This is a genomic window from Microcoleus sp. M2_D5 (assembly GCF_036701935.1).
In the GTDB taxonomy this organism is placed as follows: Bacteria; Cyanobacteriota; Cyanobacteriia; order Cyanobacteriales; family Microcoleaceae; genus Microcoleus.
In genome coordinates this window covers 101060-116989 of record NZ_JAUBRP010000003.1, presented here as the reverse complement: position 1 = coordinate 116989, position 15930 = coordinate 101060, and the positions used below count along the sequence as shown (strand labels likewise).

Below are 15930 nucleotides of genomic sequence, written 5' to 3'. Positions count from 1 at the left end.
TTGTAACCTGTTAATGCGGATTGCGGTCAGGGGTCTCAACAAAAATATAGAATTTCCTCTAGAATTGTTAAGACTGAAAACCGCCCCGAAATTTATTTTTGCGGATTCAATTCCAAACTCAAAACTCAAAACCCAACAATCAAAACTATTTAAAAGTGACTGCCATGTCTATTATTGAAATTGCCCAAAAAACGCGCGTATCTGCTAGAAAATTGGCAGTTTTGTCCGCTGAGATCAAAAATCAAGCTATTGAAGCTATTGCGAAAGCTTTAGAAGCTGCTGCGCCGGATATTGTGGCGGCGAATGCTGCTGACTGCAAGGCGGCTGAGGCTGATGGAATTGCGAAACCGCTGTACGATCGCCTCAAGTTGGATGAGAGCAAGTTGAAAAGTGCGATCGCGGGCGTGCGCGACGTTGCGAAACTCCCAGATCCGATCGGTGTCGTGCAAATCCACCGCGAATTGGATACAGGATTAATTCTGAAGCGCATCACCTGTCCTTTGGGCGTTTTAGGCATTATTTTTGAAGCGCGCCCAGAGGCGTTAATTCAGATAGTATCCTTGGCAATCAAATCTGGAAATGGCGTCATTCTCAAAGGTGGCAAAGAAGCAGTCCGTTCCTGCGAAATCTTGACAAAAGTGATACATCAAGCATTAGCAGAAACTGCGGTTAATCCAGAAGTCGTGCAGTTGCTAACCACGCGGGAAGAAACAATCGAACTGCTCAAAATGGATGAATATGTAGATTTGATTATTCCCAGAGGTTCTAACTCTTTCGTGCGGTTCGTGCAGGAAAACACCCGAATTCCAGTGTTGGGACACGCCGACGGAATTTGTCATTTGTACGCAGACAAAGCAGCGGATATTCAGAAAGCCGTAGAGATTTCTGTAGATGCAAAAACTCAGTATCCAGCCGCCTGCAATGCCATTGAAACTTTGTTAGTTCACAGTGCGATCGCCCCCAAATTTCTGCCCGCAGTTGCCGCAGCTTTGCAGCAGAAACAAGTCGAACTGCGGGGAGACGAAAAAACTCGCGGCATCCTCGAAAATATTGCCGAAGCAAATGAAGCGGATTGGTCTACAGAATACAGCGATTTAATTTTGTCAATCAAAATAGTAGATTCTGTGGAAGAGGCAATTAACCATATCAATACATACGGTTCCAGACACACAGATGTCATTGTCACCGAAGACAGCGAAGCCGCCGAAACATTTTTAAATGGAGTCGATGCGGCCGGAGTTTATCACAATTGTTCGACTCGATTTGCCGACGGTTTTCGCTACGGTTTTGGTGCAGAAGTGGGGATTAGCACGCAGCAAATGCCACCTCGCGGGCCTGTTGGTTTAGAGGGGTTGATTACCTATAAGTATCGAGTTGTTGGAGATGGCCATGTTGCCGCTAGTTATGTTGGGAAGGATGCGAAGGGGTTTACTCATCGGGATTTGTAAATCCTCGACAGCCGATCGAACCCGACAATAAAAAAGCCTGTAAGGGCGGGTTTTACCAACAATATTTGATGTTCGCGAACAATTTATATAAACCCGCCCCTAGACAGCGGATAATCCAGATAAACCTGATGTTCGATCGAATGCCAAAAATGTAGATTTGGATTTGCCGCCCAAGTGGGGGCGGGTTTATTATATTGTTGGTTGCTAACATAGATGGTTGGTAAAACCCGCCCCTACGATATCCTGTAGATACTGAATCTTAACCAAAGTGTCGCTTCTTCTTCATCCATCCCAAAAAAAGCGATCGCCCTTCCTTCTCTCGCATTCAAACAAACTTAGCTACAATAAGTTATACTGTGCTCGACGACTCCCCAAATCGAACAATTTGCCGTGGTTTATGTCTAACTCCTCTCTCCTCACCCCAGGTTCGACTCTCGAAAAACGCTACCGCATCCTCCGCGAATTGGGCCGCGGTGGCTTCGGGCGCACTTATCTCGCCGAAGATATCAACCGCTACAACGAACACTGCGTGCTCAAAGAGTTTTCTCCGGTGGTTCACAGCCCGAAAGCCGCCGAATTGTTCGATCGCGAAGCGAGTATGCTTTACAACCTCCAACACCCGCAAATTCCCCGGTTTCGAGAACTCCTGCGAACCGATTTGGCCGGGAATCCATCTTTATTTTTAGTCCAAGATTATATCAAAGGTCAAACCTACGAAGAAATATTGATATCGCGTCAGCAACAAGGTAAAAATTTTACCGAAGCTGAAGTTACTCAACTGCTATTTCAGCTTTTACCAGTTTTAGAATACATCCACTCGAAAAATTTAATTCACCGCGATATTTCCCCGGATAATATTATTCAGCATCATGCTGACAAATTACCCTTTTTAATTGATTTCGGTTCTGTTAAACAAATCGCAGCCAATGCCGTACTTCAGTTTAACGGACAATCGGATACGGCGATCGGCAAACAGGGTTATTCGCCAGCCGAACAAATGCGGCTGGGGAAAGTTTCTGCAGCTAGCGATTTGTACGCTTTAGCCGTGACGGCTTTGGTACTGCTAAGCGGCAAAAAGCCTCAAAAATTGTACGATATCAATAACAAAACTTGGGATTGGCGATCGCACGTCAGTGTCAGCCCTAATTTAGCCACGGTATTGGATAAGATGTTAGCAGAACAACCGGGCGATCGCTACCAATCTGCAAAAGCAGTCCGCGAAGCACTCAAAGATCCAAAACTCTCTCAACTTGGCAGTATAATTTCCCAAATGGTGACAATGAACTTTGTCGGCCGCCCTTTCAAAAACGCCACTCAAACTGCTACCAGCAATCATACTCCTGTTCGCCAAAATCCTCAAATTGTTAACCACAACAGCACATTCAAGTTAATTCCTTGGAAAACCCTAGGGAGTTTAAGTGTGATTTTGGTACCGGGAATTTTAGCTTTTAGTGTAGTCAAATCGGGTTTCACGTTGCCCAAGTTGCCGGAGTTACCTAAATTTTCTTCCCGTCAGCAACCTCCCGATACATCCTTAGAGGAATCGGAAATAATTCGTCAAGAAAAGATTGGTAAACGGCGCAAAAATCTCAACATTAATCAAGATGTATTCTATCAAAAAGTTGATGAATTATATTACAATAAATATCCAGAACTCCAAGGTCGTACCTTGACAGAAAAGCCAGAAGATGCTGAAATTAGGCGGAAATGGTATGAAGTTGCTGAGGATTTATTGGACAAGTTGGAGAAAGGAGGACGGTTGTGAAATTTAAGATAGAATAAGAGTGATTGAACCGCAGAGGGCGCAGAGGGCGCAGAGGGAAGAGGAAAAGGGGGCAAGGAAAGAGAGGGAAGAGACAGATAACTTTATCTGGTTTAATACAAATTGGTTAGGCAACGCACTTTTAGTTTATTGCAAAATGGATTCTATTCAACTTACAGGAATTCGCTGTTACGGATATACGGGCTATCTGCCGGAAGAGCAAGTTTTGGGCCAGTGGTTTGAAGTGGATGTTACTCTCTGGCTGGATTTATCGCAAGCTGGAAAAAGTGATGATATTCAACATACTCTTGATTACCGCAGCGCAATTACTCTGATTCAAAAGCTAGTCAAAGAGTCGAAGTTTTTATTAATCGAACGCCTAGCAGATACTATTGTTCAAGCGCTTTTACAACTACCGTTAGTCGAAAAAGTTAAACTACAACTCTCGAAACCTGCTGCCCCTATCCCTGATTTCGGTGGCAGAATTACTCTAGAAATTACTAGAAGTCATTAGTTCTTAGTCCTTAGTCCTTAGTCATCAGTCTTTAATCTGCATTATTTGGTCGCTAATGACTGATGACTGATGACTGATGACTGATGACTATTGATTAATTACCACTTCAGCAAATTAAATTCTTCCATGTCTACGGTATTGCGGTTGCGATAAATCGCCAAAACAATTGCCAAACCCACCGCAGCTTCAGCCGCCGCTACCGTAACTACAAACACGGTAAATACTTGACCCTTAATTTGTACCGGATCGAGATAATTTGAGAAACCCATCAAATTGAGATTGACAGCATTCAGCATCAACTCGATGGACATCAACACGCGCACTGCATTTCTGCTGGTAATCAAACCGTAAATACCAATACAGAAAAGTGCGGCGCCTAATAACAGGAAATACTGGAGTTGCAGTTGCATAAATTTTGCGATTTTGTCTCAATCTAAAGTTACTACAAAACTAACACTATGGTGCGCTTAGCGCACCATAATATTACTTAGATTCTGGCGAAGACACATCTCCCGCAGAAACTAATTCGCGAGGTCTTTCCGGCAAACTAAAAGCTGGTGTTTCAGATAGCTTGTTGGACAATTCATCGGGCAAGAAATCGCGGCGTGCTAGCACAATTGCTCCTACCATTGCCATCAACAAAAATACTGATGCTAACTCGAAAGGCAGCAAAAAGTCGGTGAAGAAATGTTTGGCGATTGTGACGATCGAACTTTGTGCAGGTGCTCCTGTCGTCGCCACAATAGCCCAAGGAGTAGACACCACCATCGTACCCAAAAGCGCAAATAAACCAGCACAAACCACTGCTGTGGCTACTTGACGCACCCAAGCGTTGGGAATTGTGCGGAAATCTTCGCGCTTGTTCACCAACATAATCGCAAACAAAATCAAGACGTTAACAGCGCCCACATAAATCAATACCTGCGCTGCTGCTACAAAGTCGGCATTCAGCAACAGGTACAAGCCGGCAATGCTGGTAAATACGCCGCACAGCAAAAAGGCTGAGTAAACGATATTTGAGAACAGCACTACTCCTAGTGCTCCTGCAATCATCATTACGGACAGTATGCCAAATGAAACAATTTGAACCCCTTCAGCTAGATTCACAATTTTTTATCCTCAATTATTAGTTTTCTATTTTTCGTTTTTCCTCATTAGTTAGCAGTCATTAATAATTGGTTATTTCACTAATGACTGATGACTGCTGACTAATGACTAATGACCTACTTTTCGATAATTTCCTCTGGACGCAGACCGGCGCGGCGATCGGTGTAGGAAACTTCATGAGGGTCGATCGCACCTTTCGGCAAATAAGCGAATTCCCGCATCGGTGTCACCATCGGGTCATCTGTAACCTTGTAGGGCAAACGTCCGAGGGCCACGTTGTCAAAATTCAATTCATGACGTTCGTAGGTGGCTAACTCATACTCTTCTGTCATGGACAAACAATTCGTCGGACAATATTCTACGCAGTTGCCGCAGAATATACACACTCCGAAATCGATGCTGTAGTGCTTGAGTTGCTTCTTCTTAGTTTCTTTGTTAAATTCCCAATCCACCACCGGTAAGTTGATCGGACACACTCGAACGCAAACTTCGCAGGAGATGCACTTGTCAAATTCAAAGTGAATCCTGCCCCGGAAACGTTCGGAAGGAATTAATTTCTCGTAAGGATACTGCACCGTAATCGGGCGGCGTCTCATGTGGTCAAAAGTAACAGATAGCCCTTGACCGATATACTTAGCAGCTTGAAGAGTCTCTTTGGCGTATTCGCCTACTTGATTGAGGAATTTTAGCATCGTGTTCTCTCTCTGTACTTGAGTTTTTGGTAATTGCTAATTGATAATAGGTCACGAGAGTTAACAGCTACTCTAGGTTAGCTATTATCTGTTCTGTTACCTATTACGAATTAACCGCCAAAAGCAAAGGGAAAGGCAAGCTTCAAAGCTGCGGTCAACAGCAAATTAACTAAAGCAACGGGAAGTAAAAACTTCCATCCCAAATTTAGCAATTGGTCGATCCGAACTCGCGGCAGAGTCCAGCGGAGCAGAACTGCCAGAAACAAGAAAAAGTAGGCTTTCAGCATGGTCATTGTAATGCCCAGCAAGCCGGTAATTACCTCCAACCAAGGAGTCGTCTCGCTCAATCCCAGGGCATTTGTCAGCACTTCGACAGGAATCGGGGACTCCCAGCCGCCGAGGTACAAAACTGCTACTAACAGGCAAGAAAGGACGAGGTTAACGTAGGAAGCGATATAGTACAAGGCAAATTTCATGCCTGTGTACTCAGTCTGATATCCTGCTACCAATTCTTCTTCTGCTTCAGGGAGGTCAAAGGGCAAGCGTTCGCATTCTGCTAGTGCTGCGATCCAGAAAATCAGGAAACCTGCGGGTTGCCGCCAGATATTCCAGCCGAGAATGCCGTAGCCGGCTTGCTGGTGTACGATGTCGATCGTACTGAGGCTATTGGACATCATTACAACTGCCAATACTGCCAAAGCTAGGGGAATTTCGTAGCTGAGGGATTGAGCCGCGGCCCTGAGTCCGCCGAGGAGGGCGTATTTGTTGTTTGAAGCATAGCCCGACATCAGCAAGCCGATCGGCTGAATGCTAGAAAGAGCAATCCACAGAAAAATTGCTGTCCCGATATCGGCGATCAGCATATGCTCTCCGAAGGGCACGATTAAGTAGGAGAGAAAAACTGGAATCACCACAATTACCGGGCCTAGGGTAAATAGCAGCGCGTCAGCTTTTGCCGGTACGATGTCTTCTTTGAAGACCAACTTCAAACCATCAGCAACGGGTGCTAGCACTCCCAGAGGGCCGATGAATTCCGGGCCGATCCGCTGTTGAGCGGCGGCGGAAATTTTCCGTTCCAGCCAGACGCTAGTCAGTACCCCGAAGACGGCAGCGACAATCATCAGCAACATTGGCAGCGGTAGCCAAAGCAGTTGGGCGATGTCCGCCGGTAAGCCCAAATTCATCAGGGCTTCTACAAAACTTCCTTGTAAGTCAATTCCTGGGTTCATTTTTCCAGCTTTTGAGCGCTCAGCATATAATTTTTCACCCGTCCTTTGTAGGAGTAGGCTTAGAAATCGGGGTCTTTGTAAAGATTTTTAATGCTTTACCGCCTAATAGTATATCGCCCGACAGCCTCCAAGAACGCACAGACAGGGTGAAGTTCTAATTATATGAGCCTGCAGCGTAGCTAATGGGTAGGTAACTTATACGATTTGAGATTGTAGGGTGCGTCATTTGTGGATGTAGCACGAAAAACTAAGGTTTTCTCCGATGACGCACCTTATACCATTTATAAAAAAGCTTGCTTAAGACAAAAATATTGGGCGGAGTGAAACGGAGGGTTGCTTCCACGGGCCCTTCAAAAGAACAGGTGCGTCGCTATGAGATTGTCGATCTTTTTTGAGGATTGAAGGCTGGCGACGCACCCTACAGCTACCGCTTATACGATTTTAGGAAGTAGGGTGCGTCAGGGAGAATATTCTTCGTCTGTTGTGAAAAAAATCCGCCCTGACGCACCCTACAATAACTGACTACCCAAATAGCCCAAACAAAAAGGGCACAGAATTAATTCTCTGCCCTTTTTAGTGCTTTAAAGTAACTTTCAAATGGCTTAAACCATTGATTTTACGTCACTTCTTTTATGGAACTGGGCAGAATCGAACTGCCGTCCAAAGCGGGTATTTACCTTCCGATCGTTCACAGGTTTATCCCCTCTAATCCTCGGGGCGGGAACCATCTTTATCCCAAATGGGGGGATTTTCTAGTGATTGCTTTCCTAGCTAGCCGACTAGAAACGTTTAGCTAGGGCATCCGTTGGGGGTTGTTATGCTACCTTTAACGGAGTGAGGTGGCATACACTCTAAACCAAGCTCAAGAAGTTTTTAGGCTACAGCTACGGCTTTGCGAGCGAAAGGAACGATGTTGTTCGCATTTACTATTTTTTTTGAGCCGATATTAACGAGAGTAGACTCCCTCTCGACCTGCATCACGGAGCAGCTTTCGCCACCCTGTCGAAACCATTACAGCCCCTTGTGCGTTCTTCTATTATAGACAAGATTTTGTGTTGCGTCAATTGATTTTAGATTTTAGATTTTGGATTTTCGATTTTGGCACAAAGCTGAGTCGGGAATATTTACATCTTGCACCATTTTTTTGAACAGGCAAGATGCCTGTTCCACTCATAGTTGAGTTTTCCTGTGGGGTGGGCCGGAGAGCCCGCCCAAGTTTATTGACAAGAGTGCAGGATGTCAGCGCTGCCAAGTTTAATGCAAATTGTCGTCCCAGACGCCGATGTAAATCCGATCGCGCTCGTTGCGTTCGATTATCCCTTCGAGGGAACCCTTCCTAAACGTAAAGCGATTACTCCGGCGCTGCTGCACGTCGCGGAATCCCTGCAAAATCTCCCGGTTTGCCCCGCCCACCATCCCGTTTAAGGCGGTTCGCACCACCAAATCGTCCACAGACTGGGCAAAAGAACCCTCTGTTTGTACTAGCTCGCCCGAATCGCGATCGTATATGTAGCCCAGAGTAATCCGATTTGGCAGTATTTCGTAAAGTGCGGTGCGAGTATTCGGCCAATAGCCCCGCGCTTGAGAGTCAGTCGGTTCTCCCAAGTCGGCTAAAATCTGACTTTCCGGCGTACCAACCGCATACCCAGGGATTGTGGGAGTCTTCTGATAATTGGTTCCCGGTTGTTCGCTGGGTGCGGGCGATCGATCGGGCGGCAACTCTTTGTCAACAAGTTTTTCTGTTGGTGTGGGTTCGACAGATTCGGGAGAAGGCGCTGGTGTTGGCGCTGGGGCGGGTGTTGGAGTTTCAGCAGCCGGCGCTGGAGTCTCAGCAGCCGGCGCTGGAGTCTCAGCAGCCGGCGGAGTTTCAGCAGCCGGCGCTGGAGTTTCTCTGGGAGTCGGGGCCGGCGTTGGTGTCGGCGCGGGAATTGGTGCGGGGTTCACGCGCGCGTCTGGATCTGCGGGGGTCGAAGTGCGATCGTCCCGGGCCACCGGTGCGGGCTCCGAAGACGGCCGGTTGAGGAAAACCCTAGCAATACCGACCAAACCTGCAACAATAAGTGCGATCGTCACGAACCCCAAAATCCACCAAACCTTGCGGTTGTTGTCCCCAGAAGACACCACAGCCGGCGCTGTTCTGAAACCCGCAGGCGACTGAGGCCCGTGTCCCGGAATCACCGCCACCGTCGGCCCGGTAACGGAATCTGGCGAACCCGACAGCAGCGACAGCCACTCATCCACGCTTGCAGGGCGATTTTGAGCTTCTACCGTCATCCCCCGCATCACCGCAGAGCTGACAGCCGGACTCACTTGAGGCCGCAAGTCGCGGGGTGAAGGCATCGGCTGACTGGTACGCAAAATTGCAGCCACCGGCACCTGTGCTGTCAGTAAAGTGTAAAGCGTCGCCGCCATACCGTAAACATCGGTTGCGGGCGTATATTTTCCTTGGGCAAAATACTGTTCTGGGGGTGCGTAGCCGTCGGACACCATATTAGTGTGACTTTGGGTTGCACCAGGAGTAAACTCGCGGGCAATGCCAAAGTCAATCAGCACGACTTCCTGAGTACCTTGGCGCAAAAGAATGTTTTGCGGCTTGACATCTCGGTGCAGCAAACCCTTTTGATGAACTGCCTTCAAAGCAGCCCCAATTTGAGTGATGTAGAGAATTGCGAGATTTTCTGGCAGCGGATTATTTGAACCGACTACATCGCCCAAATTCTGACCGGCTATGTAGTCCATCACCATGTAAGGCTGCCCGTCTTCGACAAAGAAATCGCTGACGCGGACAATATTCGGATGGACGCAGGAAGCCAACCGCCTCGCTTCGTCTTGAAACTTGCGATCGAACTCAGCAAAATTGGGTTGCTGCCGCAGAGATTCGTTGAGGGTTTTAATGACTACAGGCTGTCCTAAATAGCGGTGATTTGCCCTGAAAGTAATCCCAAAGCCGCCGCGTCCCAGTTCTTGTTCGAGGGTGTACTTTCCACCCTGTAAAGTTTTGCCGATTAGCGCATCCATATGTCCAGGCGATCGCGTACCAGATAATATGGCTGATTATTGCACGTATGGTCGGCTCTCCTCACCACTCCAAAGAGCGATCGCAATCCTCAATTGGCGTTGCCAGTCCTTCCCGAATCGATTCCCGCATCCCCGGCACTGAGTGAAGATACAATATTTCCTGAACAGATGCGGAGTCTGATTCAGATAATAATACTGTATTGCTAGTCTGTCCTGCGATCGCGATCGGTTGATGCGACTGACTCATGGGAGCGATCGACTGCTGTAACTGCTGTTGAGCTTCATTGATTGGGATCATAATTTTCCACTTGTCTAAATACACTTTTCTAATTGATATTGGCTGGCTGTAGACACTGCTACAACTGCCCCAGAAACTTGTCGTACTCTGCGTGTGAACCAACCCAAAATAAGATTACAGTAACTCAGTCATGGCTACCACACTTTTACAATTAAAATGGCATCCTATCCATTATTGCTTGTTTCAGGCAAGTTGAGCATTGTTATACTGCGTTTACACGCCGATAGCTTACTTATTCCAGACAGGTTGTTTTGTTGCTGCCAGCTTTTCTAGCAAGCCTACCGCAATCACAGAAGAATTATACAAATCAATCTCCATTTTCATCTGCTGTGCTTTTTGCTTGTAGCTTGGTGATGCCAAAACTGTCTTAACTGCATCACGGATTTGAGCAGAAGTTGGCGTACTGGTTTTGAGATTGATTCCTGTGCCCGACCACTCAACTCTGGCACAAATCTCCGGTTTCTCTTCAGTTTGTCCGGCTGTAATAATTGGAACGCCATTCGCTAATGCAATTTGAACTCCATTAAAACCGCCGTTTGTGACCATCACATCAACATGAGGCAGCAAATGAGCGTGAGGAATGAAAGACTCAATACGGACATTAGCAGGAATCGGATTGAGGGTGATGGTTTCAACGGGTTGTCCGCCTGTTGTTGCAACCAATAACACGTCTTCATCCGCTAACGCCTGAATTGTCGGTAGAAGTAAATCGCTTGCCTCCGTCGCAACGGTTCCCTGTGTGACATGAACAACAGGCTGACCGCGATCGAGGTCTGTCCACCAAGACGGAGGGGTAAAATCCGCAGGGGCTGGTGGCAGAAATGTGCCGATGAAGTGAACTTGAGAGGGAAGATCGCGGCGCGGATATTCAAAGGAAGGGGTTGTTCCTTGTAGGTAGAGAAACGGTGATAAAGCTGCACTGAAAAAATCTTGTCCCTTTGCTGGTAAACCGACGCTTTCCCGCGCCCGATCGAGATGAACCGTTACATCTTTCATCAGCACATTTTTAGAGAGCCAATTTAAGGCACGAATCTTGACTCGTCCCAAGGGTGAATTGTCTGGTTGTAGACCCAATCCGAAGGGCGCAGTATCTCGACTACTGAAAGGCAAGCCTGACATTCCAAATCCGGCCCAAGGCAATCCTGTTTTTTCATGCAGCCACGACATCCCTAAAAAGAACACATCACAGAGCAAAACATCGGCCCGAAAGTATTGAAGGATGTCAGTTAAGTCCTGTAACTGCGTTACCGCCGCATCGATAAAGCCATGTTTGAGATAAAACTTGAACTGAGCAACCCCTTTTAGGGCATCTTTCTGAGCAATCCATTCAGTCGGAATGGTTTCTAGCACTGTAATATCAATGCCTCTACGAATCGGCACATGACGCGCACCTGAAGCCTCCACCTTTTCCTTCAAACCTTTTCCGGTGTACCAACAGACTTCATGACCTTGTTGAACTAACTGCCGAACGATCGGTAAAGCAGGGTTAACGTGTCCAGTCGCCGCAACCGTGCCAATAAGGAATCGCGTCATGATGAATTATGAATTAAACGTTTATTCCATAATCATGAGACATCAGAATCCAGGTTGTCAAGTACGAATTAAACGTTTATTCCAATCTTAGGTAGCATAGAGACGTTCTGCCAGATAGTCAGTAAAACCTATGGGACGCTCTGAAAAAGCATCACCACACCCCAAATCGAGTCGAATCACCCGCGATGCAGAAGCTACGAAGTTGCAAATTCTAGATGCGGCTGAAATTGAGTTTGCACAACACGGACTACACGGTACAAGAGTTGATGCGATCGCGGAGCGAGCAAAGGTTTCGCCAAGAATGATTTACTACTATTTTGAGAACAAAGAAGGTTTATATCAGGCTGTTTTACAACGTCCGGCATCCATACTTCACAGCGTTTTCCTGGAACTTAACTTAGATCGACTGCCACCAAGCCAAGCGTTGAATGCGTTGATTCAAGCTGCGATTCAATATGAAACATCAAACCGATGCAGAGGAATGCTGTTGTTTCAGGAGGCAAGTCAAAATCAAGGCAAGTATTTCAAGTTTGTCGGTTGGCAAAAACCGATCGGCTTGCTAGCTAACATCTTAGAACGTGGAATAAAAGCGCAAGTATTTAGAGAGGTTGATATTCAAATGACCGCGCTCAACATTATTGGCATTTGTACATTTTATGCCAACGCCTATGAAAATGTAAAACATCTAAACCCAGAGCAAGATTTACTCGCTCCGGAGATGATTGAGCGATATACACAGGCTGCAATTCAACTTGTCTTGTGCGGTGTTCAAGAGAATTGACGTTACAACTTTCTTAACAATAATCTTTAATCATCACCTCGCCTATTGAGCCGCCATCATTGCATTGATGTGGGTAAAGATGCGATCTAATTCCCCAATTGCATCGAGTTCCGCTGCCTCTTCTGCCGTTAGTTGGTCTGCCTTCTTCTTCTCTAACAATTGTGACCTACGCTGTTGCAGCGATTCACTAAATTTGAACAACTTCCACCCATCGACTTTTTCAATGCAAATTTCATGGACTAATGAGGAGGGTTTGTTGAGAATTGAAACCATTATAGGCTCGCAGCTTCGGGTTTTAGGCAGTAAGTAGATTATAGCTTTTATTCAATCAATGCTCAATACAGTCCGTCGGAATGTTTATTAAGCATTTCTATTGCAGCAGCGGTGGTTCTTTGTTATTCAAAATAGCCCAAGCAGCAGTAATTTGCCATTGATAGGCGGCTCGCGAATCGTTTCCAGATGCTGTTAAGGCGCATTGTGTTGCACCATATGCACTACTGCCTGCTGCCTCAGCAGGTGTAAGGAAATATGATGGATAATCGAAATATCTCATACCTCCATCTATATAATCGCAGGCAACCCCCATTGAAGCCTTTTCTGCATTTTCCTGTGTCGGCTGCTCGATCCATTTATTGGCTAAAGAGATGAAGTAGCGTTCTCCATTATCTTGCTCTTCGCGTGGTAACTGTTTTGAGACGTAGTATATAGTTTGTCTCACAACTGCCTGCTTAAAGCTGAGTTGCTGCTTTTCCCTCATTACTTTGACTAATCCTTCCAAGACTAACGAGGAGAGTTTGTTGAGAATTGAAACCATTGTAGGGTCGGAGCTTCGGGTTTTAGGTAGTGACTAGATTATAGCTTTTATTCAATCTGCCAGATTTAATGCTCCAACCGAGAACCTTCAAATTACCGCCAAAACCAGTGACTTAAACAGCCAAAGGGCGTTACGGTTCAAGTCGGATGATATTCATCCCTGCTTATTTGCCATCGCCATATCTTGCCTTCTTCAGGATCGTCCACCTCTGCAATGAACTTCATTCCCACTTTTTGCAACACGCTATTCGAGGCATTTTTTTCAGCTAAAGTGTGAGCGATTATGCTTTCACCTCCTCGTGAGCGAAAGCATAATCGATCATTCCCTGTGCCACCTCAGTTGCAAATCCGCGATTCCAATATTCGGAAGCAATTTCATAACCTATCTCTATAGTCCCCGACTCATCAGGTGAGCCTTTGAAACCTCCGTTGCCGACCAGCAATTCATTTTTTGGATGAATAAAGAAGTAGCTGTGCCAGTCAGTTGGAGGCGGATTGGATTCGCAAGATTCGTCAGCAGGGAGGGAAAATGCTTCCGGGAAAAGAGGCCAGCTATTAGGCACTATGAGATTTAAAATTGCTGCAAGCTCGCTTTTATTGCGTAAGAAAGCTTCTACGTGAATCCTTTCGACGGCAAGTAGTTGAAGATTGTTAGTTTCAATCATTTTTCTACCTTGTTTAACCAAGTATTAAATAACACTATAGACACTAGCGAAACGCTTGTCTCGGAACCCTTGCGAGTTGGTAAGCCCCCCGACTGTCCAACAATTTATATTGATTTGGCTGCAATCCTAATTGCTCAAATTTGTCGGGATATCCCAGCACCAAAATAGAGGGAGAAGTTGGGTTTTTAGATTCCTTAATGTAGTCGATCGCCTTTTGGACAGCTCGGTAGTAAGTCACCGGCCCTTGGGTATAAAAAACCAGACTTGGTTTCCAGAAACCAACCATCAGCAATTCTTCCCCTGGCAGTTTTTGTTGAACGGCAACCTGCGCTAACTGTCTCAGAGGTAACTGGCGGTTGATATCGACCAAATTGTAGGCGGGAGTAAGACCAAAGATGATAAATGCTACTAACCCAATGAAGTTAGCAACCAAAATCCAGCGTTGTTGCCGCTTCCAAAGTAAAAGTGCGATCGCCACCGCAGTAATTATCCAAATCGTACCGCCGACAATCAGCAATCCCGACTGCTGAATTGCTTGGGGAAAATTGGGCATAGCCGGGTCGTCTCCCAGCCAGTTGTAGCTGTAGAAAGTTGCTCCGGCTACAATCAATAAAAATACAACATTGAAAATGTATGTAACTAACAGCCCTCGCGGTAAAGAATTAGGTTTTTTTTCTAACTTTACCCGCCTGTTTTCGGCTTTGTTGCCTGCAATAATATCGCTCCACAGCAGCGTTACCAAAATCGCAGCGGCGGGGATTAAAGGCAATACATAACTGGGCAATTTGGTCACGGCGATCGTAAAAAAGCCAAAGATGCAGCCGAACCAAAAGAGGGCAAATAAACTCAACTGAGCCGATCGCGGTTGACGGCGCCAGTAACTGCGCTGCCAAAAACTGGTGCGGGCGATCGCCACGGGCAAATAAATCGACCAAGGTGCAAAACCAACTAGCACTACAAAAAAGTAAAAATACCAAGGCGCCGAGTGCTTGTTAACTACTCCAGTAAAACGCTGGAAATTGTGATAGCCAAAAAAGCTGTCAATATAAGTTTGACCGTTGGCTAAAATAACCAAAATGTACCAAGGCAGGGCGATCGCCAGAATAATCAAGATTCCAGACACCGGACGCATTTCGCGCCAAAGTTGCCAAAAATTTCCCAAATAAAGCCCGAAGCAGCCAACAATCAGCGCTGGCAAGACAATTCCCACAGGCCCCTTAGCCAGAATTGCTAAGGCAATTAGTACGTAAAAAGTCAGATACCACTTATTGGGAAATCGGGAAGCGGAAACGGTGGAAAATTCGGCTTTTTCTCTCTGTTCTTCTAGAGTGTAACCGAGAAAAAATGCGAATAGTGCCGAACACATACAACTAACTAATAGCATATCTGAAACGCCAGTCCGTCCCCAGGCAATAGTTTGGGGATTTAAAGCTATTAGGGCAGCACCAATCCAGGGAGTAGAAAGAAAAATAGGAATACTAGGAGAAGGGGAGAGTGGGGGAGTGGGAGAGTGGGAGAACGAGGGAGAAAAGACAGTTACATTCATCCGTGTATCCGTGTCCGAATCCGTATCGTGCCCTTCTTCCTTATTCCTGACATCCGTTAAATCCGTTACAGAATCCGTTGCCGAACTTCCTCCTTCCTTCGATAAGGTATAGAATCCGAGGCAAGTCAGACCGATCGCACACAAGGCCGAGGGAAGACGCACGGCCCATTCGTTAACACCCAGCGTGCGGTAAGCCACCGCCATCAGCCAGTAAATCAACGGTGGCTTGTCAAACCTCGTTTCGCCGTTGAAATAAGGAGTGATCCAATCCCCTGTCAGCGTCATTTGACGGGCGGCTTCGGCAAACAACGGTTCGGTTTCGTCAACTAAACCGATGTTGCCGAGATTCCACAAGAAACCTACCCAGGCGATCGCGCACAGCCATAAAAGCGACAGCAGCTTTGGTGCGATCCTCTTCGAGGGCTTTCCTTCGGATCGCTTCGCTAACGCTAACGGGCGCTTCCTAAACTCTGACAAATTTTTAATAACTTCCTTCACGCAAACTTCCTGCGATTTTAGATTTT

The 15930-nt window shown here is 46.4% G+C and carries 15 protein-coding genes and 1 other RNA gene; 4 read left to right on the top strand and 12 right to left on the bottom strand.

Annotation, left to right across the window (positions count from 1 at the left end; all coding sequences use genetic code 11):
- Positions 1-164: 164 nt before the first annotated feature.
- From QUA50_RS02040 to folB, 3 genes are all read left to right on the top strand, one after another.
- Positions 165-1448, top strand: coding sequence for a glutamate-5-semialdehyde dehydrogenase (locus tag QUA50_RS02040; protein WP_333260754.1), 1284 nt, complete (start codon positions 165-167; stop codon positions 1446-1448).
- 397 nt (positions 1449-1845) lie between these two features.
- Positions 1846-3213 carry a serine/threonine-protein kinase gene (locus QUA50_RS02035; protein ID WP_333260756.1) on the top strand — a complete coding sequence of 456 codons (1368 nt, stop codon included), beginning with the start codon at positions 1846-1848 and terminating at the stop codon, positions 3211-3213.
- 154 nt (positions 3214-3367) lie between these two features.
- The gene (gene folB / locus QUA50_RS02030; protein WP_333057046.1) at positions 3368-3724 is read left to right on the top strand and encodes a dihydroneopterin aldolase; all 357 of its coding nucleotides are present in this window, start codon (positions 3368-3370) and stop codon (positions 3722-3724) included.
- 98 nt (positions 3725-3822) lie between these two features.
- On the opposite strand, the gene nuoK is transcribed toward folB, so the two are convergent.
- From nuoK to QUA50_RS01990, 8 genes are all read right to left on the bottom strand, one after another.
- Complete coding sequence (gene nuoK, locus QUA50_RS02025) at positions 3823-4128, bottom strand: NADH-quinone oxidoreductase subunit NuoK (RefSeq protein ID WP_333107704.1); 306 nt, start codon at positions 4126-4128, stop codon at positions 3823-3825.
- A gap of 79 nt (positions 4129-4207) precedes the next feature.
- Entirely contained in the window at positions 4208-4831 is a 624-nt protein-coding gene (locus QUA50_RS02020) for an NADH-quinone oxidoreductase subunit J (RefSeq protein WP_333260759.1), read from the bottom strand.
- A gap of 116 nt (positions 4832-4947) precedes the next feature.
- Positions 4948-5523 (bottom strand): NAD(P)H-quinone oxidoreductase subunit I, encoded by a 576-nt coding sequence (gene ndhI / locus QUA50_RS02015; protein WP_333042046.1) that lies wholly within the window; start codon positions 5521-5523, stop codon positions 4948-4950.
- A gap of 110 nt (positions 5524-5633) precedes the next feature.
- Positions 5634-6752 (bottom strand): NADH-quinone oxidoreductase subunit NuoH, encoded by a 1119-nt coding sequence (gene nuoH / locus QUA50_RS02010; RefSeq protein WP_333260762.1) that lies wholly within the window; start codon positions 6750-6752, stop codon positions 5634-5636.
- Positions 6753-7382: 630 nt separating this feature from the next.
- Positions 7383-7773, bottom strand: a transfer-messenger RNA (tmRNA) gene (gene ssrA / locus QUA50_RS02005).
- A gap of 233 nt (positions 7774-8006) precedes the next feature.
- Positions 8007-9770: a serine/threonine-protein kinase gene (locus QUA50_RS02000; RefSeq protein ID WP_333260765.1), complete on the bottom strand. Its 1764-nt coding sequence runs from the start codon at positions 9768-9770 to the stop codon at positions 8007-8009.
- Positions 9771-9831: 61 nt separating this feature from the next.
- On the bottom strand, positions 9832-10068 hold the full coding sequence (locus QUA50_RS01995) for a type II toxin-antitoxin system Phd/YefM family antitoxin (protein WP_333260768.1): 237 nt from the start codon (positions 10066-10068) through the stop codon (positions 9832-9834).
- Positions 10069-10296: 228 nt separating this feature from the next.
- A complete protein-coding gene (locus QUA50_RS01990; protein ID WP_333260771.1) occupies positions 10297-11601 on the bottom strand; it encodes a glycosyltransferase in 1305 nt (434 codons plus the stop codon).
- 130 nt (positions 11602-11731) lie between these two features.
- Here QUA50_RS01990 and QUA50_RS01985 point away from each other — a divergent pair, with 130 nt between their 5' ends.
- Positions 11732-12382, top strand: a complete 651-nt coding sequence (locus tag QUA50_RS01985) for a TetR/AcrR family transcriptional regulator (RefSeq protein WP_333260774.1) — start codon at positions 11732-11734, stop codon at positions 12380-12382.
- A gap of 42 nt (positions 12383-12424) precedes the next feature.
- Here the strand turns inward: QUA50_RS01985 and QUA50_RS01980 are convergent, their stop codons facing one another.
- From QUA50_RS01980 to QUA50_RS01965, 4 genes are all read right to left on the bottom strand, one after another.
- Positions 12425-12655, bottom strand: coding sequence for a hypothetical protein (locus QUA50_RS01980; RefSeq protein WP_333260777.1), 231 nt, complete (start codon positions 12653-12655; stop codon positions 12425-12427).
- 97 nt (positions 12656-12752) lie between these two features.
- Positions 12753-13160 (bottom strand): hypothetical protein, encoded by a 408-nt coding sequence (locus tag QUA50_RS01975; protein WP_333401519.1) that lies wholly within the window; start codon positions 13158-13160, stop codon positions 12753-12755.
- A gap of 316 nt (positions 13161-13476) precedes the next feature.
- The gene (locus QUA50_RS01970) at positions 13477-13860 is read right to left on the bottom strand and encodes a GNAT family N-acetyltransferase (RefSeq protein WP_333260782.1); all 384 of its coding nucleotides are present in this window, start codon (positions 13858-13860) and stop codon (positions 13477-13479) included.
- Between the two features lie 43 nt (positions 13861-13903).
- A complete protein-coding gene (locus QUA50_RS01965) occupies positions 13904-15904 on the bottom strand; it encodes an ArnT family glycosyltransferase (protein ID WP_445243141.1) in 2001 nt (666 codons plus the stop codon).
- Positions 15905-15930: the final 26 nt, after the last annotated feature.